Raw genomic sequence first — 19,143 nt, forward strand, 5'->3', positions numbered from 1 at the left:
GCGTAGGCTTGCGGGAAAAAACCTGCAAGACTACCCGTGCTTTTCTGGGTGTTCTTTGCGTTAGCGCATGTCGGCGTGATGTTTTCAGTATCTCGTGGAGTCTGGATCAGAACCGCCTGGCAGTGCCGCGGGTGAAGTCGGCGATCGGCCACTTTCTGCCGCTTCCTGAGTCATGCGGTGGTCGTTCGAACTACCGGTCCACTCGAAACCCGCCCGATGCTCAACGCGCAGTTGTCGGCCATTGCTGACGCTCAGGGTGTAGTGGTCAAGCCCCTTTGTTGGTGTCCAAAGAGGCTTGACCACTACAACCACTACACCCTCAAGAAGAATATTTTTTCGGGCGCCAGGGGGAAAACAGTAGGTCATTTGGAAAAAAATTCTCTCATCACCTCCGTACGATAGCGAGCATCCGAGGCGGGATGGGATGCAAGAACTAATGCGTCGCGTAGCCAGGAATTCCCGCACAACAGGCTAACGGAGTTTCATCCATGAACTTTCTGCTCCGGCTTTTCCGCGAGCATCCTGGCTCTGTCGACGAGACATACCTCCAGCATATGAAGATGTCGTTCTCGTTCAGTCTGCCGATGTTTTTCGCGTCACTTGCCCTGATCGTGCATGCGCTGCTTCCTTTCCTGTTCGTGCGAACAGGAAGCCATGTGGTGACGACACTGCACGAGCGTATGGTAGCCGGCAGAAACAGACAACGTGCAGGCACCTGAGCGAATCCGGTGCACACGGGTCGCGCCGGTCCTTCGCGTACCGATAGTTCACGCGCACGCACGTTTTCGAGGGCTATGCGTTCCGGCTGCATGTCGGACTTGAAGCGAAAGAAGATCTGATTGGGGACCTGGAGAAAGCATTCCGCTTTCTGCATGCCCAGTAAGGTAGTAACCCAATATTCAAGGAGGAGACAATGAAGTTCAAGAATGCTATCAGCCGGCTTGTGAGCGGTGCCGTCGTTGCCACTGCGCTCAGTTTTATCGGCGCCAGCGCCCACGCCCAGGATTTGCTCGAAACGGTGAAATCGAACGGCGTGCTGCGGGTCGGCCTCGAGGGCACCTATCCCCCGTTCGACTACCGGAATGCGTCCGGGGAGCTTGAGGGCTTCGATGTGGATGTCGCCAAGGCGCTCGCCGCCAAGCTGGGCGTCAAAACAGAATTCATCCCTACCGAGTGGAGCGGTATTCTGGCCGGTTTGCAGGCCGGCAAATTCGACGTGATCGTCAACCAGGTCACGATCACCCCGCAACGCAAACAGGCGCTCGATTTCAGCCAGCCCTATACGTTCTCGGCGGCGCAACTGATTCAGCGAGCAGACGACAAGCGCAAGTTCAGCTCGCTCAATGAGTTCTCCGGCGACAAGAAGATCGGCGTGACGCTCGGTACGAACTACGACCAGATGGCTCGCGCCGTCTCCGGCATCAATGTGCAAACCTATCCGGGTGCGCCGGAGAAACTGCGCGATCTCGGGGCGGGCCGTATCGACGCCACGCTCGACGATCGCCTGATGCTGCCGTACATCATCAAGACATCGAATCTGCCGCTTCGGCCGGGCTCGGTCCTGAAGGGTGGCGAGCAGGAAATGGGCATTCCGTTCCGCAAGGGGAATCCGGGGTTCGAAAAGGCGATCAACGATGCCCTGACCTCGATGAAGCAGGACGGCACGTTGAAGAAGATCTCCATGCACTGGTTCGGCACTGACGTCACGCAACCCGTCTCGCAGTAATCGCTCCACCTCCTCATTTGCTGCATCACCCCGGCTCCGGCCGAGGTGATGCGCCCGCGCGGGCAACACCTCTCATGGCACCAATCGACCTTGTTATTCACGCGCTGCCTGTCCTCCTCATGGGGGCGATGATTACCCTGAAGTTCGCACTCGCATCGGCCGTCCTCGGACTGTGCGTCGGCATCGTCGTCGCGATCATGGGTATCAGTGGCCAGCCGCTCATCGTGGGCATCGCACGGGGCTATGTCAGCCTCATGCGTGGCACTCCCCTGCTCGTGCAAATTTTCGTCGTGTACTACGGGTTGCCCGACCTTGGCATCTCTCTCGATCCGACAAGCGCCGGCATTCTCGCGTTGACGGCCAATGCCGGTGCCTACCTCTCGGAAAGCATGCGTGGCGCGATTCTCGGCATCGGCCGCGGCCAGTGGAGTGCGGCACACAGCCTGGGCCTCACCCACCTGCAGACCCTGCGGTATGTCATTTGCCCGCAGGCCCTGAGAATGGCCGTGCCGAGTCTGGGCAACACCCTGATCAGCCTGATTAAGGACACGTCGCTGGTGTCCGTGATCACGGTGACCGAGATGCTGCGTGCGGCACAGGAAGTCATAGCGTCCACGTTCCAGCCGTTACCGCTCTATCTGGCCGCGGCGGCAATCTACTGGCTGCTCAGCTCTGCGATGTCGTGGATTCAACGTCATGTCGAAGGACGGCTCGCGCAGGCACACGTGCGCTGAGAAAAGCGGGTTAGCGATCGCGGATTAAAAGGTAAGGTAGATGATTGCACTGAAAGATGTGTCGAAGTGGTACGGACCGTTTCAGGTTCTGAGCGGCTGCTCGACCGAAGTGAGCAAGGGCGAAGTTGTCGTCGTCTGCGGCCCGTCCGGCTCCGGCAAATCGACGCTGATCAAAACCGTGAATGGCCTCGAACCGTTCCAGCAAGGCGAGATCGTCGTCGGCGGGCAGTCGGTTGGGGCCAGGCACACAGACCTCCCGAAGCTCCGCACGAAGGTCGGGATGGTATTCCAGCATTTCGAGCTGTTCCCGCACCTGTCAATCACGCAAAACCTGACGCTCGCCCAAATCAAGGTGCTCGGCCGAGATCGCGACACGGCAACCGCAAAAGGCATGGCGCTGCTCGACCGGGTTGGTCTTCGGGCACACGCCGACAAGTATCCCGGGCAGTTATCCGGCGGGCAACAGCAGCGGGTGGCGATTGCACGCGCGCTGTCGATGGATCCCATCGCCATGCTGTTCGATGAGCCAACGTCCGCGCTCGATCCCGAGATGATCAACGAAGTCCTCGACGTGATGATCGAACTCGCCCAGGAAGGCATGACGATGATGTGTGTCACGCACGAGATGGGCTTCGCGAAGAAAGTCGCGCACCGGGTGCTCTTCATGGACAACGGCAGCATTTTCGAGGATGCCCACAAGGATGCCTTCTTCGAGGATCCGAAATCTGAGCGCGCGAAGGAATTTCTGAGGCGCGTGCTACCCCATTGACCGGATTCCTCTGGCGCCTCCCATTGTGTTGCCTGGAGCCAATGACTCAAGGCGGGGCTGCCCAATACTGGGTCTGCAACTGTGTGCCCGCGCAATCTCCGCTGATTGTCACACCCGCCGCCGTCGCCGCAACGCCCAGTGCGCTCAACTGCGACACGTCCTCCACGCACACGCTCAGGCGGACATGTGCCGCTAGCTCGGTCGCCATGGCGAGCTTGTCCTTGCCGACGATCTCGTTCGTCACGTGGATGTCGCTCATGCCGGCGGCCGCGCCCGGATACGCCTCGCTCACCCGACGGCGACGCGCAACGTGATCATCGAAGATTTGAACACTGGCTTTGGCGGTGTTCGAGCCGCGCGTCAACTGCTGACTGGGACGCCGCAGTACAGGACTGCTTCCCTCGATAACAATCAGTCTTCCTGCGCAAGCCGAAACAAGACGTCAGCGAGGGCACGAATCTTGGACTGTGCGGCTCGTTGAGATGGATAGACGACGAAGTACGACAAGCCGTTTTGCGCCACGTCGATAAAAGGCGTCACCAGTGTCCCAGCCCGCAGGCGGTCCCGCGCCATCCGCGGATCGCCTATTGCAACGCCATGCCCTTCCGCCGCAGCGGTGAGCGTCAATTCGAGGGTATCAAAAACGAGTCCACGGTCCGCGTCGATGTGCCGTGCCCCCACGCTTTCCAGCCAGCATCGCCACTCCTCATGGCCGTGCCCGGGATGGAGCAATGTGACATGGGCAAGGTCGGCTGCCGAGCCAAGTGATGCGGCCATTTCGCTTGTGCACATCGGTGTGAGTTGCTCGGCAAACAACGGAACCGCGTCCATACCCGCCCACTGCCCGGTTCCACGAACAACGATGGCGTCGACGTCAGGCATGGTGAAATCTGGCGTGTCGTCCGCCGATGTGGAGATGCGGAGTTCTGTTCCAGGCAACGCGTGATTGATGTCTGCCAGCCGTGGGAGCAACCAGCGAATCGCGAACGTGGATGGCAACCGCAGGGTGACGACAGACGCTGTCCTGGCGTGAATGTCTGCGTGCTGAACCAGTTGCGTGAGTACGCTCACGGCCACGGTCAACAGTTCGCTTCCTTCCGCCGTCAGCGTCAGCCCCGACGCATGGCGCACGAAAAGTGCACACCGGTAGTGCGCTTCCAGTTGCTGGATCTGGCGGCTCACCGCGCCCTGCGTTCGACACAGATGGTCAGCGGCTTTGCTGATGCTCCCGAGTTGCGCCCCGGCGACGAATGCCTGGAACGCTGTCAGTGGCGGCAGCGCCCGCGTAAGGTCGGCCAATGGATATGCATGGGTTGCATACCCGGGTTGCGGATTTTTCGATTGTCTGGTCATCGGTGCATCGCTATCGTGCCTGTATCGGATGCGCATGCGCTCGAATGCGCGGAGTGTCAACGAATGATTGGAGAATGAAGATGGCCTCATCGTCGGAAGCACTATACACGCGGCAGGTTCGCAACTATCTCGGGGAGTTGGAGCGCGGCGATGTCGCGGCGATCTGCGCGTTGTTCACGCCGGACGCCCAGATCTTCTCGCCGTTTCTCGGCTGGATGCGCCCTGCGCCATTCTTTGCGAAGGTCAACGCAGCGTCTGGAGAAAGCAGAATAACGCCTATCGACATCTGCGTTAGCACGATGGGGGCCCGACGTGCGACCGGTTACTTCGTCTATGATTGGGGACTAAAGGATGGCTCCGCGGTGCGTTTCGAGTGCGTCGATGTTTTCGAATTCGACGACAACGGGCTAATCGAGCGGATGATCATCGTCTACGATACCCATCCGATTCGCAGTACGGTAGGTGACAAATACGCGTAGCCGAATCGATGTCGCTCGATACCGAAGGCTGGCGTTTGTGAAGGGCGGGTGCCGACGTTGATCGCCACGCGCTCGCAGGGCATTCATTGATCACGCCGACATCCGCCGGTAGCTGAAGCGCGGCACCTCCTGCGCGGCCGTGTCGGGAAGTGACCGGCCAATGCGCGTCGTTCGACGCTCCGCCTGCCTGGTTCGCCCGCATCCCTAAGCGGTCACTCACGGATCGGCGCCGACACCGGAGGTGTGTCGGCCAAATAAAAGCAGATGCCCTCCGCGATTTCCGGGGCGGATCACCGCAAGCGGATCTGACAAATTTACTCACCCGGCACTGGGAAAACGTCGCTGACGCGACGGGCGTCGCTTATCGTGGCTATGCGACAGACCATCTGCGCATAGCGAAGGGATTGAGCGGGCGAGTGCAGCACGGCGAATTCGCCGGCTCGCCGTCCCGATTCTGCTACAACCATTCCTGCACTTGCTCAGGTAACAGGCACGAACTCTCCTTCGGCGAAGAACCACGCCGACATCGTCCGTGCCAGTTCGAGCACGACCTCCGCGTCGGTCCGGCCGGAGGACGCGCGCACGTGGAACGAATGATCTGCGTCGTCCACCACATGCAGCGTGGCGCGTGGCCCCAGCGTCTCGACGACCGACCTCAGCAGGTGAAGCTCGGCCAGCTTGTCGCGCGTGCCCTGCAGGAAGAGCATCGGCACCGTGACGTCCGCCAGGTGCCGTGCCCTCTCCACGCCGGGCGCGCCCGCCGGGTGCAGCGGGAACGCGACGAAAGCGAGGCCACGCACGCCGTCGAGCGGGGAGATGGCTTGCGCCTGGGACGTCATGCGGCCGCCGAACGACCTGCCGCCCGCGAAGAGCGGCAGGGCTGGCAGCCGCCGGCGAGCCTCCGCGACGGCTGCCTGCACGGCAGCATGTGCCACGGCCGGCGAATCCACTCGCTTGGAGCCCCGCTCCATGTACGGAAACTGGTAGCGCAATGTGGCGACATTGGTCGCCGCAAGCGCGTCGGCCAATGACGACATGCCGGCGTGCTGCATGCCCGCCCCGGCACCGTGCGCGAAGACATACAGGGCTCGCGCATCCTCCGGGACTCGGAGGAGCGCAGAGACCTTAGTGCAGTCGGGAAGTGCCAGGGAAAGCGATTCTGGGTCGTCCATCGTATTCAGGTCGTGTCGTTGTGGCCTTTGCGCCGATTCTGCATCAATCAGGCATCGGGGAGCGTTTGTGGCGGCCTCCGGCAAGGCATTGCGCAGGCGAAGCTTGCCGGCCGATCCATGGAGCGCGCGCCCATCGTGAACGGCGCTGCAGTCGCGATGTGTCGGTTGACGACCGCAAGCCCGACCTGCGGGCCGCAACGTGATCCGCGCTTTGAGACATCTGCGTAATAGCACGCCTGCATCATTGTCAGCGAGCTGTTACGACACTGCAATCACCGTCAAAGGAAGTTCTCGAAGGGCAGTTCATTTGTCCGGCTCTCTGGAAGAACATGTCCGGCTGCAGAAAGTTCTGGGTTCGGCCACTAGCCGACGCTGGCCAGTGCTCGCGCCGAGACACCCCGATGTCAGCAGTGCAAGCTTCCAGCCGGCCTTGAGACGACAAAATGTCGGCGACTGCTGCGATACCAGATCTCCGCAGCGGTGTTGGATAGAGATAGTGGGGGAGTTGGCCCCGCTCCCGTCGCGAAAGTTGCGCGTAGGGCTCTCTGTCCCGGTCAGGCGAGCCCGCTGGAGGCGTCGCACGGAGGCCACAGCGCAGCGAGTTTCGCTATACACGCTCGTCTCACTGATGCCGAGGACGCCATGCCCACAAACAGAAGCGCCTCCATGTTGCTATGGAGGATGGCGTCCTTGGGGACGTTCCGGCCCGACGGACGACGCCACAGTGGCGGCCAGGTGCCCCAGGTCGACAGCAGGCAGAACTCGGCGATCAACCGTCAATGGTTTGCGTCGACGGCGAGACGTTGAGGCGTCCCATTTGGTCAGGGAACGGACACCCAAGTCATGCTATGCGACTTTTTCGATCGGCCGTGGCCGACTCCTGGTTGGATAGATCGGAAAATGCAGCGCCTTCACCCCAGGAAAGATCCGCGTTGGGACAGGTCCCAACGCGAGCCGGCAGTTGGATTTCGCCGCTGTGTTTGCACAAGCCTACGGCATGGACTCGTTTATCGACGCTGGTAGACAACGCCCTGAATCAAGACTTGATCCGCCTCCGGCTTCTCGTCAAAACGTTTATGCGCCTCGGCAATGGCGACTTGATTCTCGCTCGCCCAGTTGACCAACGCCATGACAGGCTTCAACAGCGTTCTTCCCATGTCAGTGAGTTCGTAATCGACGCGAGGAGGAATCGTTGGATACATCGTTCGCGTTATCAGTCCGTCGCGTTCCAGTCCGCGCAAGGTCAGTGTCAGCATGCGCTGGGAAATGCCGTCGATGCCGCGCTTCAATTCGTTGAAGCGCCGCGGGCCCTTGGCCAGCATAGCGACAATGTAGAGGCTCCACTTGTCGCCGATGCGATCCAATATTTCGCGGGTTGCCACACAGCCGCCGGTGTCAGGCGCAGGCATATCGGCAGGTAGCTCGATGTGACTAAGTGACATGCGTGTGCCTTCTTGTGAGGACAGGACAGGAACCATACCATCCTACGTATGAATTAGTAAGTCAGGACAATTAACTGACTTAGTTCTTATTTTATACCTAGGAGCCGTCATGAGCCACACCCTACTTGTCACGTCCAGCCCGCGCGGGGGTGACAGCCTGTCCACCCGCTTCGCAACCGAAATCGCAGAGGGCATCCAGGCCCGCGCGGGCGGCCCGCTGATCGTGCGCGACCTTGCCGCGAATCCTCCGCCCCATATCGCACCGGCCTACATCCAAGGCCGGATCACGTCGCCCGGAGATCGCACGTCGGAACAGGTCGAGGCGGTGAAGGTCGCGCAAGAGTTGGTCGATGAGTTGAAGGTCGCCGATGTGATCGTGCTCGGTTCGGGCATGATCAACTTCGGTCTGCCCTCGCAGCTCAAGGCGTGGTTCGATCACGTCACCTGGCCGGGCGTCACCTTCGGCTACGGCGATACTGGGCCGAAGGGGCTGCTGGCCGGCAAGAAGGTCTATCTCGTTACCGCTACCGGCGGCGTGTTCTCGGAAGGTGCCTGGGCGCCGTTCGACTTCCAGACCAACTACTTGCTGCATCTGCTTGGTTTCATCGGCCTGACCGACGTTGAAGTGGTGCGTGTCGAAGGCACGGTTTTCGGCCCCGATGCGGCGAAGGCCGCAATCGCCAACACCGAAACGGCCATCAAAGCCTTGTTGGCGAAGGCTGCGTGACCTCGTGGCCGGGAAAAAAACCATCGCGCTGTTCGGTGCAACCGGACCGACCGGAAGGCACATCATCGAGGAAGCCTTGAAGCAGGGCTACAACCTGTCGGTCTATACGCGCGACGCAAAGAAACTCGCGTCGTCCGCGGGAAGGATCGAAATTGTTGTCGGCGACCTGCAAGACCAAAGCGCCATTGCGAAGTGCGTCCAAGGTGCCGAGGCGGTCATCAGCGCCCTTGGCCCCAACAGTCTCAAGGTGCAAGGCGATAAGCCGATCATGCACGGCTTGACCAACATCATCGCCGCGATGAAGCACGCAGGCGTGCGCCGTCTTATCCAGATTTCTACGGCTGCCTATCGTGATCCCAAGGATGGCTCTGCCTTCAAAACCCATGCGTTCGTACTGTTGTTCAAGGTTATCGCGCGCAAGGGGTATGAGGACATCAAGGCGACTGGCGAATTGATCGCCAATTCGGACCTGGACTGGACACTGGTACGCATTCCTAACCTCAAGGATGACCCCGCCGATGGCAGCGTGGATGTGGGTTGGTATGGAAAGACCAAACTCAGCATGAAGCTCTCCAGAGGCAATCTTGCGAAGTTCCTGGTTGACCAGGTGACCGACAAGAAGTTCGTGCGTGCTGCGCCAGGCATCGCTAACCATTGATGCAGGAACGTCTCGACAAGGTTCACGCCATGAGCGGATTCATCAATGCTGATGTACCCGATCAATCGGGAAAGACCTTTATCGTCACCGGCGCCAACACCGGCATAGGCTTTGAAATAGCGAGTACGTTGGCGGCGCGGCGAGCCAGGGTGCTTCTCGCGTGCCGTGACGAGCGGAAAGCGGAAGCAGCCATTAGCCGGATTCGTCTGAAGGCATCTGAAGCGAATCTCGCATTCTTGCCGCTTGACCTCGCAGACCTGACGAGCGTGCGGAACGCAGCCAAACTGGCCGAAAAGGAACCGCGCATCGACGCGCTCATCAATAATGCGGGCGTGCAAGGGCCGAAGCTAAAGCACACGGTGCAAGGCTTCGAGCTGACATTCGGCGTCAATCATCCTGGTTGCTTTGCGTTCACCGCGCTCATGTTGCCCAAGCTCACGGAAACATCCGGGTCGCGCATCGTTGTCACGAGCAGCGGTCTGCACAAGGACGCGAAGATCGAGTGGGACGATCTTAATGCGGAGAAGAGTTACAAGTGGATGCCTCGCTATGCAGCCAGCAAGCTTGCGAATCTGCTTTTTATCTTTGAGCTGGATCGGCGACTGCGAGCGGCGGGTACACCTGTTACGGCAGTGGCCTGCCATCCGGGCCTTGCTGGAACCAACCTTGCGCGCGATAGCTGGTGGGGCAACATCGCAATGTCATTGATCGGCCTGCTACTGCCAGATGCGCCGGCAGAACTACGAAGCGCTTTTTGCCGCATGCCTGCGGACTTCCACGCGTAGCCGCCACACCCTGGCCCCGTTTCTGGTACGCTGCGCTTTCTCACCTCGCAGCTTTCGAACCAATGGAACTCCCTTTCAACGAAGCCGCCGTTTCGGTCACGCGCAGCGCGCTCTCCGCCGGCGGCCAGGTCTTCCCGCTGCGCGACATAGAAGACGTGCGCATCGTCGCCGGGCGGCGCAGCCGCGCCGTGCCCATCGCGATCAGCGTGCTCGGTGCCGCTGGCGCCGCCGTTGGCGCCGCGTTCGGCTCGGCGGCCGGTCTCGCGTGCGGCGTGATGGTGATCGTGGTGGGCTGGCTCGCCTGGATCTGGCAGGAGGCCGTTCACCGGCTTTACGTCCTCACCGGCGGGGAATCGCGCGAAGCGGTCACGAGCGGCGACCTCGCGTTTCTCGAACGCGTGGAGCAGGCGGTGCGCGCCGCCAAGGCCGCGCAAAGCGCGTAGGCCAGTGGGAGACCGAGGGCGGCACCACCCGGCCCGCCCGGGGCAACCGTAAGCATCCCGAAGGACTCCGGGAGATCGCTCCTCACTCCATCTCGATCGACTTGACGTGCCAGATATCGCGGGCATATTCCGCGATGGCGCGATCCGATGAGAATTGCCCCATCCCCGCCACGTTCTCGATCGCGCTCGCGGTCCACGCCGGCACGTCCATGAAGCGCTGGTCGGCGGCGTCCTGGGCCTCGACGAAGGCCGAGTAGTCGGCCAGCACGAGGTAGTGGTCGCCCCAGTCCACGAGCGTGTGGAAGATTTCCGTGTAGCGCGCCGGATCGCCCGGCGAAAAGAAGCCCGTGCGGATCTGATCGAGCGCGCGGCGCAGTTCGGCGTTTTCCTCGTAGACCTGGCGGGGCCGGTAGCCCGCGCAACGCAGCGCGTCCACCTGGTCGGACGTGTGGCCGAAGATGAAGATGTTGTCCTGCCCCACGGCCTCGCAAATCTCGATGTTCGCGCCGTCGAGCGTACCCATCGTGAGCGCGCCGTTGAGCGCGAGCTTCATGTTGCCGGTGCCCGACGCTTCGGTGCCCGCGGTCGAGATCTGCTCGGAAAGGTCCGCCGCCGGAATCAGCATTTCGGCCACGCTCACGCCGTAGTTCGGCACGAACACGACCTTGAGGCGCTCGCCCACCACGGGATCGTGGTTGATCTTCGCCGCTACGTCGTTGATTAGGCGGATGATCATCTTCGCCATGCGGTAAGCCGAAGCGGCCTTGCCGGCGAACAACACGACGCGCGGCACCCAGTCGCGCTCCGGCGCTTCGAGTATGCGGTTGTAGCGCGTGATCACGTGCAGCACGTTGAGGAGCTGGCGCTTGTATTCGTGAATGCGCTTGACCTGCATGTCGAAGAGCGCATCGGGATTGAACACGATGCCCGTGCGCGCGTGGGCGCGGTGCGCGAGGCGCACCTTGTTGCTGCGCTTGGCGGCGCGGAACGCGGCCTCGAACGAGGCATCGCCACGCAGCTTGCGCAGCGCGCCCAGCTCGAACAGGTCGCTGCGCCAGCGTGCCCCGATCGCGTCGTCAATCAGGTGCGCAAGCGGCGGACTCGCCTGCGCGAGCCACCGGCGCGGCGTGATGCCGTTCGTGACATTCGTGAAGCGCTCGGGAAAGAGGCGCGAAAAATCGGCGAAGATATCGCGCGTCATCAGTTGCGAGTGCAGCTTCGAGACGCCGTTCACCTTGTGGCTCGCCACGATCGCGAGGTAGGCCATGCGCACGCGGCGCTGGCCGTACTCGTCGACGAGCGAGATGCGGCGGATCAGGTCGAGGTCGTGCGCGCCGCGGTCGCTTGCGTCGCGCAGGAACGCCGCGTTGATATCGAAGATGATCTCGAGGTGGCGCGGCAGCAGGCGCGCCAATAGTTCGATGTCCCAGGTTTCCAGCGCTTCGGGCATCAGCGTGTGGTTCGTGTACGAGAACACGCGGCGCACGTGGCGCATCGCCTCGTCCCACGGCAGATGATGCACGTCGACGAGCAGGCGGATCAGTTCGGGGATCGCCAGCACCGGGTGCGTGTCGTTCAGGTGCACCGCGACCTTCTCCGAAAAGCGCCCAAAGGTGCTGTGCGTGCGCAGGTAGCGGCGAATCAGGTCCTGCATCGTCGCGGAAACGAAGAAGTATTCCTGGCGCAGGCGCAACTCGCGCCCGGCCGTCGTCGAGTCGTCGGGATAGAGCAGGCGCGAGACGTTCTCGGAGATGTTGCGCGCTTCCACGGCGCGCTGATAATCGCCCTGATTGAACGCCGAGAGGTCGAGCTCTTCGTCCGCACGCGCGGACCACAGGCGCAGGGTGTTCGTCGCGCTCGTGGCGTAGCCTGGAATCACCGTGTCGTAGGCCATGGCGTTGACGTGCTGCGTATCGACCCATTCGACCTGGCCGTTGCGCTGCAAGGTGCGCCCGCCGAAATGCACGGGGTACTGGACCTCGGGCCGTGGAAACTCCCAGGGATTGCCGTAGCGCAGCCAATAGTCGGGCGCCTCGACCTGCTCGCCATTCACGATCTGCTGGCGGAACATGCCGTAGTCGTAGCGAATGCCGTAGCCGAAGCCCGGGATGCCGAGCGTCGCCATCGAATCGAGAAAGCACGCCGCGAGCCGGCCGAGACCGCCATTGCCGAGCGCGGCGTCGGGCTCGTAGTCGAGCACCGTGTCCAGGTCGACGCCGACGCTCGCGAGCGCCTCTTTCATCTGATCGTGGATGCCGAGCGCGATCAGCGCGTTCGAGAACGTGCGGCCGATGAGGAACTCCATCGACAGGTAATAGACGCGTTTGACGTCCTGATCGTACTGGCGGCGCGTCGTGATCATCCAGCGCTCGACGAGCCGGTCGCGCACGGCGAGCGACGCGGCGTGCAGCCAGTCTTGCGGACGGGCCGTCACGGCGTCCTTGCCGACGCCGTACATCAGACGGTTGGAGAGAGAACGGCGCAGCGCCTCGACGCTGCTTTGCAAATGTTCGAACTCGAGACCGATCGCTGTCATCTGTTGACTCCTGTCGAACGCACCTCACAACGGCGCCTGGTGCGGTCCCACGCAGAGCACTGGAAAAAGGGAGAGCGTCCCGAAGTGGTGCAGGACGCGCGGCTGTCCGGGCCCTGCGCCGCGCGCGTCGAGCCGGGACGATGACGCATGCGCGTCGCGGCGCTGGGGACCAGCTCCGCCCGCCAGCCAGCGCAGATCAACTTGCAGAGTAGTGCATTTTGAGATGGCGTGCGGCAGCGCGTCAGGCAAGCAAGCGCTGCGCCCGCCACTCGTACTGACGCGGATTTCGCTTCCCCTCCGTGCGTTGCCCAGGCTCCGCGCGCGCAGCGCGGCGGCAGGCGTGGGCGTGGCGGGCTTGGCAGTTAGTTGCACCATGGCGGCACGAGTAGGCTCGCGCGAACGGAGTGAAGGCTTACAGTCGCCTCACGCTGTGAAGCGTCTCCTGCAAGACTGGGCGGCCTCTGCAACAATCGCGAGATTCGTCCGCCAGGCCCGCGCCGCGGGTTCATCGTCCAACCGCCCGAGACCGTCTTGTCCGAAACCTGTTCCGCGCCGCGCGAGCGCCACGAGAGCCCGCTCGCCGACGCCCCCATGTCCGCGAAGAACCGCCGCGCCATGGCCGCCGTGATGCTTGCCGTCGCGCTCGCGACGCTCGACACCGCCATCGCCAACACGGCGCTGCCCGCCATCGCCACCGACCTGCATGCGGCCCCCGCCGCCTCGGTGTGGATCATCAACGCCTACCAGCTCGCGATGGTCGCGACGCTCTTGCCGCTCGCGGCGCTCGGCGACATCGTCGGCCACCGGCGCATCTATATCAGCGGCCTCGCGATCTTCACGGTCGCCTCGCTCGCCTGTGCGCTCGCGCCCACCCTCACCGCGCTCGCTCTCGCGCGCGTGCTGCAGGGGCTCGGTGCGAGCGCCATCATGAGCGTGAATACGGCGCTGATCCGCTTTCTGTATCCGCCACACCGGCTCGGGCGCGGGCTAGGCATGAACGCGCTGATCGTCGGGGTCTCGTTCGCAGTGGGCCCGACGATGGCCTCGCTGATCCTCTCCGCGGGCACCTGGCCGTGGCTCTTCGCGATCAACGTGCCGCTCGGCGTGCTCGCGCTCGTGTTCGCGCTGCCCGCGCTGCCGCAAACGGCACGCGGCAAGCACGCGTTCGATCCTGTCGCGGCGCTGCTCAACGTGGTCACGTTCGCCGCGCTGATCTTCGCGCTCGGGGAGGCGGCGCAGCGCGCGCCGGGCATGGAAGTGGGGATCGCCGCCGTGGTGGCGCTGGTGTTCGGCGCGCTGCTGATCCGGCGCGAGGCCGGGCATCCGGCGCCGATGCTGCCGGTGGACCTGTTTCGCCGGCCGGTTTTCGCGCTTTCGTCGGTCACGGCCGTGTGCTCGTTCGCGGCACAGGGTCTCGCGTTCGTCTCGCTGCCGTTCTATTTCGAAACCGTGCTCATGCGCAGCCAGGTGGAGACGGGCTTCCTGATGACGCCCTGGCCCGTGGTCGTCGCAGCGGCCGCGCCCATCGCGGGACGCCTCTCTGACCGCTATCCGCCGGGGCTGCTCGGCGCGATCGGACTCGCCATACTCTCGGCGGGCATGGCGTCGCTCGCGCTGTTGCCCGCGCATCCCTCGTTGCCCGACATCGTCGTGCGCATGGCGATTTGCGGCGCGGGCTTCGGCTTCTTCCAGTCGCCCAATCTGCGGGCGATCATGGCAAGCGCGCCGCCCGAGCGCAGCGGCGGCGCGAGCGGCACCATCGCCGTCTCGCGTCTGCTTGGGCAGACCACGGGCGCGGCGCTCGTGGCACTGTGTTTCGGGGTCGCGGGCCGGCATGGGCCGGCGCTCGCATTGGGTCTCGGCTGCGCCTTTGCGGGCGCGGCGGCCATCGCGAGCGGGCTGCGGCTCCTCGCGCCGTCCCACCGCGCGGTGCGGCGCGGATGAGGCGCGTAACCGGATTCCACCAGGTCCGAGGCAAGGGCGCGCGGGAGAAGCGCGCCCTCGCCTTGGCGGCGCTCAGCGCGCGAAGTAGCCCTTCACTGCCGCCACGAACGTATCGATATCGGCGGCCGTGACGTCCAGGTGCGTGACGAAGCGCGAGGCGTACAGCATCTGCGTGAGGATCCCGCGCTCCTTGAGATATGCCTCCAGCGGCGCGCAATGCGCCTGCGGGAACTGCGCGAACACCATGTTGGTGGCCTGCGACGCGACCTTCACCTGATCGATCTGCGCGAGACCGGCGGCGAGACGCGCGGCGTTCGCGTGGTCGTCGGCGAGGCGCGCGACGTTGTGATCGAGCGCGTAAAGGCACGCGGCCGCCAGCACGCCGGACTGGCGCATGCCGCCGCCCAGCACCTTGCGCCAGCGATGCGCGACGTCGATGAGCGCACGGCTGCCCACCAGCACCGAGCCCACCGGTGCCCCCAGCCCCTTCGAAAAGCAGATCGATACGGAGTCGAAGCCCGCTGCGAGCGCCTTCAAAGGCTGGCCCGAAGCGACCGCCGCGTTGTATGCGCGCGCGCCGTCGAGGTGCGTGGATAGCCCGCGCTCGTGGGCAAGCTGCGTGGCCTTCGCGACGTAGTCGGCGGGCAGCACTTTGCCGCCAATCGTGTTTTCGAGCGCGAGCAGACGCGTGCGCGCGAAGTGGTCGTCGATCGGCTTGATCGCCGCGGCGATGCGCTCGAGCGCGATCGTGCCGTCTTCGGCGTTATCGAGCGGCTGCGGCTGAATGCTGCCGAGCACGGCCGCGCCGCCGCCCTCGTACTTGTAGGTATGAGCCGCCTGGCCGACGATGTACTCGTCGCCGCGCGCGCAGTGCGCCATCAGCGCCGCGAGGTTGCTTTGCGTGCCGCTCGGAAAGAACAGACCCGCCTCCTTGCCCGCCTCCTCTGCCATGCGCGCCTGCAGGCGCAGCACGGTCGGGTCGTCGCCCCACACGTCGTCGCCGGTTTCGGCGCGGGTCATGGCGGCGAGCATGGCTTGGCTCGGGCGGGTGACGGTGTCGCTGCGCAGATCGATCATCGCGATGAAATCCTCGTGGTTGGCCCACGCGCGGGCCTGCGCGCCTCGCTGGGCGGGCGCTTGCGCGACGTGGGAATCATCGAGTGTATTTTCAAACGGCGGGGCAGCGCAATGCCGGGCGGCGCCGGCCGCCGCGCACCACCCCAGCGGGCGCCGCTAGCGGCTGAGCAGGGGCAGCGGATCGACGGGCTTGCCGTCGCTACGGACTTCGAACTGAACGCCGCCGGGCCCCATCTCCGCGACAGGCTGGCCTTGCGAGACGGCGTCGTCTTCCTTGACGAGCAGTTTGCCGTTGCGCCCGTAGGCCGTGACGACCTGGTCGTTGTGCTTGATGATGACGAGCGGCCCATAGGCCTCGATGCCGGTGCCCGCATAGACCACGCGCCCGGCGGCGGCGGCCTTGACCGGTTCGCCGGCCGTGCCGCCGATCACGATGCCGGTGGACTTGCCCGGCACGAACCGTTGCAGGACCGGCCCGCGCACGGGCCACGCAAGCGCAATCGAAGGCGCGACCGGCGCGGGCACGGCCACGCCCGCCGCGGCGGGAGCGTTGCCCTGCACCTGCGCCGGCGGGGGCGGGGGCGCCGCCATGGCGTAGTTCGGCGGCGGCGCGACGCGCAGCACCTGGCCGGGCAAGATCTGGGCGTAGGCGGACGGCAGCTGGTTCCAGGTCGCGAGGTCCTGCGGATGCTGGCCAAAGGCCGCGGCGACGCGCGAAAGCGTGTCGCCGGGATTGACGCGGTAATAGCCGGCAGGCACGCCGCTGGTCGACATCGCGGGCGCGCTCGGCGACTCCGCCCAGGGCGCGAACGGGGTGCTACAGGCGCTGCAGACGAGCGCGAGGCCGGCCAGCGCCGCATAGGCGCCGGGGTTTCGCCGTTGTCGGTTCATCGTGCTGTTCCTCGCTTGGTCCTCGCGTATCCGGGAGATACGCATATTGGATGCGCGGCGGGCCGCTGACGTTCGCGTGCGCACCATATTCCGCGAATCGGCCGGAAATGGCGAACGTCCCCATTATATCGTTCACGCCTTTTTTCGCTGTCATGCGCGCCCCGCCTGCGTTTGCGCGGGTCAACGCCTATACTGAGTCACGCATGATCGATAATCAGATGAAAGGCCTCTCGCTGCAGTCCCATGGCCCTGAGGGATTCGAGCATGAATAAAGCCACCTTTCTTTCACTGCAGCTCAACGTCGAAGATGTCGCGTCGTCGCCTGGCCTCGTCGAATTGTTGAACAACCATCTCGTCTTTGCGGCCGACGTGGCCGAAGCCGCCGACGAACTGGTGCAGCACGCCAGCATCGCCAGGCTTTCCGGCGCCATCGAGGCGAGCGTGGAAATTCCCGCCGTCGTGATCGAGCGCTTGCGCGATGCGCTCGATACGCTGAGCGGCTATGACGAAACCTGGCTTTTCGCGCTCGAACCCGGCAGTGCGCTCTTCAATGACATTGCACGCCGGCCTCGCCTGCTTCACTAGTACGCGAACCCGGAGCGGACGGCGCCCCACCCGCATCGCCCGCCCCATTTGCCTGCGCGCCGGCACTAGTCATTTCGTATACGTCGCTGCCGCGCGCGGAGCGCCTTATCGCATCACAGCCGTGCCTTGGCGCGCAAACTGGGGGAACCGCCGTGAAATCCATTCTGAACCGCCGCAATGCCTCGCTTTCCGGGGGCTCATCCCGCCTCGTTGCCGTGGCGCACGACCCGGTCATGCAACGCGCCGCCTCGTGCGGCGCCGTCGCGCTCGACCCGCTTCCCCCCGCCGATACGTCACCTGATGCCGCAGGCGAAATCGAGCCTCGCGCAGAACCGGCGACAGGCGCGTTGCACGAGGGCGCGCCTCGTCCGGTATCCACGCTCCATCCGGTGCCGGTCATGCCCGCGCACCTCAACGGCCGCCCGGTGCAGATCGCCGACGGCGCAGCGTTCGAAGCGCTCCACGCGGCCGAGGAGCTGCTGACCTTCCGCGTCTATCGCTGCTTCGCCTATACCGTGAGCCTGTTTTTCCATCCGCCGACGCTCGGCTATTTCGTCGCGTTGCATCAGGAAACGGTGCTGTGGCGCGCGCTGAAGGCCAACGATCTCGATGCGGCCGGTTCCGCGTTCCATCTCATGCAGGAGCAAGCGACGCGCCTCGCCGACGGCGAAACGCGCCGCGTGCAACTCGTCGCGCAAAACGCGGAGCTCACGCGGCTCATCGAAGAATCGGAAGCGCAGGCCGAACGGCTGCGCGTGGACTTGCAGCGCCACGCGGAGCAAGAGCAGATGGTGACGGGCCGCCAGCATCAGGTGCGCAAGGAAGTGGCGCAACTGGAGGCGCAGCGCATCGCCGCCCAGGCCCAGTTGAACAAGGCGCACCGGGCGCTGCATCAGCTCAAGGTGGCGACGAGCGAGGGCGTGCCGCATCTGCATATGCGCTGAAGTCGCGCATTAAGTCGCAAAACGGGCGCACCAAAAAGTACGGACCGGTTGAGAACCGGTCCGTGCTGGACTGCATACTGCTTACTGCCTGCTGCAACAACATACTGCCAACTGCCACTGCACGGCTGCACCTCTCACTGCGCCAGCCAACTTCAACTGCCTGTTACCTACGGCTCTCTGCTCACTGCAATCGAGTTTGCAACAACTCACAACGCGCTTTGCAACTGCCGAACTGCAACAACGTTCTCTGCGGTGCGACTTCTACCGCGTACCGCAACTACTAACTACTGCAACAACCAACAACGACCGCTCACTGCGTACTGCATGGAACTACAGGGGTCTTGCACCGGAGCCGCCTGAAGCGGCCCCGTTCGGTCAGGGCTTAGTGGCCGAAATAAACCTGCTGATGCGGGGAAAGCTGTGCCGGTTGCACCGCTGCGCCCGACTGCGAGGTACCCGCGGCCGGCGCGCCGTAGCCGCTGGTGTCGCCGGCGGCGAGCTTCTCTTCGGTCACCCGGGCTTGGGCAGCCTGGAGATTCTTCGGATAGTCGGCATGGTCAGCCGTCGGGTTGTAGCCTGCGTGCTCGAGTTCGACGAGTTCCGCGCGCACCTGGGCGCGGGTCAGGCCTTGCTGGCTCGACTGGGCGAACGACATTGCCGGAATGGCAAGCGCGGCGGCAACGACGACTGCGGGGATGAGCTTGTTCATGATCGGACCTCCAACTGGTTTTATTTCCGCTTCGGAACACCGTGTTCGTCAGCGATTGATTACAGTGTAGGCGCCGTAGCCCTCTAGGGAAAACCCTTATTCCTCAAAACACCGTTGCAATTTCAGCAATAAAAAAGGTGAGTCCGACGGACTCACCTTTCATTCCCAC

Annotated in this window: 20 protein-coding genes; 12 read left to right on the plus strand and 8 right to left on the minus strand. The window is 63.7% G+C overall.

Annotated elements, in window-relative coordinates; translation table 11 throughout:
* The first annotated feature begins 488 nt into the window (after positions 1 to 488).
* From BMI01S_RS04440 to BMI01S_RS04455, 4 genes are all read left to right on the plus strand, one after another.
* Complete coding sequence (locus BMI01S_RS04440) at positions 489 to 719, plus strand: DUF6356 family protein (protein ID WP_028230703.1); 231 nt, start codon at positions 489 to 491, stop codon at positions 717 to 719.
* A gap of 194 nt (positions 720 to 913) precedes the next feature.
* The gene (locus BMI01S_RS04445) at positions 914 to 1,726 is read left to right on the plus strand and encodes a transporter substrate-binding domain-containing protein (protein ID WP_028209738.1); all 813 of its coding nucleotides are present in this window, start codon (positions 914 to 916) and stop codon (positions 1,724 to 1,726) included.
* A 74-nt stretch (positions 1,727 to 1,800) separates the two neighbouring features.
* Entirely contained in the window at positions 1,801 to 2,460 is a 660-nt protein-coding gene (locus BMI01S_RS04450) for an amino acid ABC transporter permease (protein ID WP_028209739.1), read from the plus strand.
* A gap of 40 nt (positions 2,461 to 2,500) precedes the next feature.
* Entirely contained in the window at positions 2,501 to 3,229 is a 729-nt protein-coding gene (locus BMI01S_RS04455; protein WP_028209740.1) for an amino acid ABC transporter ATP-binding protein, read from the plus strand.
* Positions 3,230 to 3,275: 46 nt separating this feature from the next.
* Here BMI01S_RS04455 and BMI01S_RS04460 read toward each other — a convergent pair whose 3' ends face one another.
* Together BMI01S_RS04460 and BMI01S_RS04465 are read right to left on the minus strand one after the other, a co-directional pair.
* Positions 3,276 to 3,488, minus strand: coding sequence for a hypothetical protein (locus tag BMI01S_RS04460; RefSeq protein ID WP_154671209.1), 213 nt, complete (start codon positions 3,486 to 3,488; stop codon positions 3,276 to 3,278).
* Between the two features lie 152 nt (positions 3,489 to 3,640).
* Positions 3,641 to 4,582: a LysR substrate-binding domain-containing protein gene (locus BMI01S_RS04465; RefSeq protein ID WP_028209742.1), complete on the minus strand. Its 942-nt coding sequence runs from the start codon at positions 4,580 to 4,582 to the stop codon at positions 3,641 to 3,643.
* 80 nt (positions 4,583 to 4,662) lie between these two features.
* Here BMI01S_RS04465 and BMI01S_RS04470 point away from each other — a divergent pair, with 80 nt between their 5' ends.
* A complete protein-coding gene (locus BMI01S_RS04470; protein WP_028230705.1) occupies positions 4,663 to 5,061 on the plus strand; it encodes a nuclear transport factor 2 family protein in 399 nt (132 codons plus the stop codon).
* A gap of 479 nt (positions 5,062 to 5,540) precedes the next feature.
* Here the strand turns inward: BMI01S_RS04470 and BMI01S_RS04475 are convergent, their stop codons facing one another.
* Both BMI01S_RS04475 and BMI01S_RS04480 read right to left on the minus strand, forming a co-directional pair.
* The gene (locus BMI01S_RS04475) at positions 5,541 to 6,233 is read right to left on the minus strand and encodes an alpha/beta hydrolase family protein (protein WP_042288445.1); all 693 of its coding nucleotides are present in this window, start codon (positions 6,231 to 6,233) and stop codon (positions 5,541 to 5,543) included.
* Between the two features lie 1,007 nt (positions 6,234 to 7,240).
* Positions 7,241 to 7,675 carry a winged helix-turn-helix transcriptional regulator gene (locus tag BMI01S_RS04480; protein ID WP_028209745.1) on the minus strand — a complete coding sequence of 145 codons (435 nt, stop codon included), beginning with the start codon at positions 7,673 to 7,675 and terminating at the stop codon, positions 7,241 to 7,243.
* 109 nt (positions 7,676 to 7,784) lie between these two features.
* On the opposite strand from BMI01S_RS04480, the gene BMI01S_RS04485 reads away from it, so the two are divergent.
* The 4 genes from BMI01S_RS04485 to BMI01S_RS04500 all read left to right on the plus strand — a co-directional run bounded on the left by BMI01S_RS04485 (position 7,785) and on the right by BMI01S_RS04500 (position 10,288).
* The gene (locus tag BMI01S_RS04485) at positions 7,785 to 8,402 is read left to right on the plus strand and encodes an FMN-dependent NADH-azoreductase (protein WP_028231333.1); all 618 of its coding nucleotides are present in this window, start codon (positions 7,785 to 7,787) and stop codon (positions 8,400 to 8,402) included.
* A 4-nt stretch (positions 8,403 to 8,406) separates the two neighbouring features.
* Positions 8,407 to 9,060, plus strand: a complete 654-nt coding sequence (locus tag BMI01S_RS04490) for an NAD(P)-dependent oxidoreductase (protein WP_028231332.1) — start codon at positions 8,407 to 8,409, stop codon at positions 9,058 to 9,060.
* Positions 9,060 to 9,845 (plus strand): SDR family NAD(P)-dependent oxidoreductase, encoded by a 786-nt coding sequence (locus BMI01S_RS04495; RefSeq protein ID WP_244145275.1) that lies wholly within the window; start codon positions 9,060 to 9,062, stop codon positions 9,843 to 9,845. Before BMI01S_RS04490 ends, BMI01S_RS04495 begins: the two co-directional genes overlap by 1 nt.
* A 62-nt stretch (positions 9,846 to 9,907) precedes the next feature.
* Complete coding sequence (locus BMI01S_RS04500; RefSeq protein WP_028209748.1) at positions 9,908 to 10,288, plus strand: DUF6232 family protein; 381 nt, start codon at positions 9,908 to 9,910, stop codon at positions 10,286 to 10,288.
* Positions 10,289 to 10,370: 82 nt separating this feature from the next.
* Here the strand turns inward: BMI01S_RS04500 and BMI01S_RS04505 are convergent, their stop codons facing one another.
* On the minus strand, positions 10,371 to 12,824 hold the full coding sequence (locus BMI01S_RS04505) for a glycogen/starch/alpha-glucan phosphorylase (RefSeq protein WP_028231331.1): 2,454 nt from the start codon (positions 12,822 to 12,824) through the stop codon (positions 10,371 to 10,373).
* A gap of 531 nt (positions 12,825 to 13,355) precedes the next feature.
* Between BMI01S_RS04505 and BMI01S_RS04510 the strand changes: the two genes are divergently transcribed.
* Complete coding sequence (locus tag BMI01S_RS04510; protein WP_042288451.1) at positions 13,356 to 14,768, plus strand: MFS transporter; 1,413 nt, start codon at positions 13,356 to 13,358, stop codon at positions 14,766 to 14,768.
* 72 nt (positions 14,769 to 14,840) lie between these two features.
* On the opposite strand, the gene ltaE is transcribed toward BMI01S_RS04510, so the two are convergent.
* Both ltaE and BMI01S_RS04520 read right to left on the minus strand, forming a co-directional pair.
* Positions 14,841 to 15,845, minus strand: a complete 1,005-nt coding sequence (gene ltaE / locus BMI01S_RS04515; RefSeq protein ID WP_028209751.1) for a low-specificity L-threonine aldolase — start codon at positions 15,843 to 15,845, stop codon at positions 14,841 to 14,843.
* 156 nt (positions 15,846 to 16,001) lie between these two features.
* A complete protein-coding gene (locus BMI01S_RS04520) occupies positions 16,002 to 16,736 on the minus strand; it encodes a peptidoglycan DD-metalloendopeptidase family protein (RefSeq protein WP_028209752.1) in 735 nt (244 codons plus the stop codon).
* Positions 16,737 to 17,000: 264 nt separating this feature from the next.
* Between BMI01S_RS04520 and BMI01S_RS04530 the strand changes: the two genes are divergently transcribed.
* A complete protein-coding gene (locus BMI01S_RS04530; RefSeq protein ID WP_028209753.1) occupies positions 17,001 to 17,321 on the plus strand; it encodes a hypothetical protein in 321 nt (106 codons plus the stop codon).
* 152 nt (positions 17,322 to 17,473) lie between these two features.
* The gene (locus tag BMI01S_RS04535; RefSeq protein ID WP_028231329.1) at positions 17,474 to 18,265 is read left to right on the plus strand and encodes a DUF2968 domain-containing protein; all 792 of its coding nucleotides are present in this window, start codon (positions 17,474 to 17,476) and stop codon (positions 18,263 to 18,265) included.
* A gap of 382 nt (positions 18,266 to 18,647) precedes the next feature.
* On the opposite strand, the gene BMI01S_RS04540 is transcribed toward BMI01S_RS04535, so the two are convergent.
* Positions 18,648 to 18,974 (minus strand): DUF4148 domain-containing protein, encoded by a 327-nt coding sequence (locus BMI01S_RS04540; RefSeq protein ID WP_028209755.1) that lies wholly within the window; start codon positions 18,972 to 18,974, stop codon positions 18,648 to 18,650.
* Positions 18,975 to 19,143: the final 169 nt, after the last annotated feature.

The sequence above is a fragment of the Paraburkholderia mimosarum LMG 23256 = NBRC 106338 genome, from assembly GCF_000739815.1.
GTDB lineage: Bacteria > Pseudomonadota > Gammaproteobacteria > Burkholderiales > Burkholderiaceae > Paraburkholderia > Paraburkholderia mimosarum.

Bases quoted from the DNA above. Each gene is read 5' to 3' on its own strand.
- BMI01S_RS04440 (WP_028230703.1), top strand. From the start codon at position 489: ATGAACTTTCTGCTCCGGCTTTTCCGCGAGCATCCTGGCTCTGTCGAC.
- BMI01S_RS04445 (WP_028209738.1), top strand. From the start codon at position 914: ATGAAGTTCAAGAATGCTATCAGCCGGCTTGTGAGCGGTGCCGTCGTT.
- BMI01S_RS04450 (WP_028209739.1), top strand. From the start codon at position 1,801: ATGGCACCAATCGACCTTGTTATTCACGCGCTGCCTGTCCTCCTCATG.
- BMI01S_RS04455 (WP_028209740.1), top strand. From the start codon at position 2,501: ATGATTGCACTGAAAGATGTGTCGAAGTGGTACGGACCGTTTCAGGTT.
- BMI01S_RS04460 (WP_154671209.1), bottom strand. From the start codon at position 3,488: ATGAGCGACATCCACGTGACGAACGAGATCGTCGGCAAGGACAAGCTC.
- BMI01S_RS04465 (WP_028209742.1), bottom strand. From the start codon at position 4,582: ATGACCAGACAATCGAAAAATCCGCAACCCGGGTATGCAACCCATGCA.
- BMI01S_RS04470 (WP_028230705.1), top strand. From the start codon at position 4,663: ATGGCCTCATCGTCGGAAGCACTATACACGCGGCAGGTTCGCAACTAT.
- BMI01S_RS04475 (WP_042288445.1), bottom strand. From the start codon at position 6,233: ATGGACGACCCAGAATCGCTTTCCCTGGCACTTCCCGACTGCACTAAG.
- BMI01S_RS04480 (WP_028209745.1), bottom strand. From the start codon at position 7,675: ATGTCACTTAGTCACATCGAGCTACCTGCCGATATGCCTGCGCCTGAC.
- BMI01S_RS04485 (WP_028231333.1), top strand. From the start codon at position 7,785: ATGAGCCACACCCTACTTGTCACGTCCAGCCCGCGCGGGGGTGACAGC.
- BMI01S_RS04495 (WP_244145275.1), top strand. From the start codon at position 9,060: ATGCAGGAACGTCTCGACAAGGTTCACGCCATGAGCGGATTCATCAAT.
- BMI01S_RS04500 (WP_028209748.1), top strand. From the start codon at position 9,908: ATGGAACTCCCTTTCAACGAAGCCGCCGTTTCGGTCACGCGCAGCGCG.
- BMI01S_RS04505 (WP_028231331.1), bottom strand. From the start codon at position 12,824: ATGACAGCGATCGGTCTCGAGTTCGAACATTTGCAAAGCAGCGTCGAG.
- ltaE (WP_028209751.1), bottom strand. From the start codon at position 15,845: ATGATCGATCTGCGCAGCGACACCGTCACCCGCCCGAGCCAAGCCATG.
- BMI01S_RS04520 (WP_028209752.1), bottom strand. From the start codon at position 16,736: ATGAACCGACAACGGCGAAACCCCGGCGCCTATGCGGCGCTGGCCGGC.
- BMI01S_RS04530 (WP_028209753.1), top strand. From the start codon at position 17,001: ATGAATAAAGCCACCTTTCTTTCACTGCAGCTCAACGTCGAAGATGTC.
- BMI01S_RS04540 (WP_028209755.1), bottom strand. From the start codon at position 18,974: ATGAACAAGCTCATCCCCGCAGTCGTCGTTGCCGCCGCGCTTGCCATT.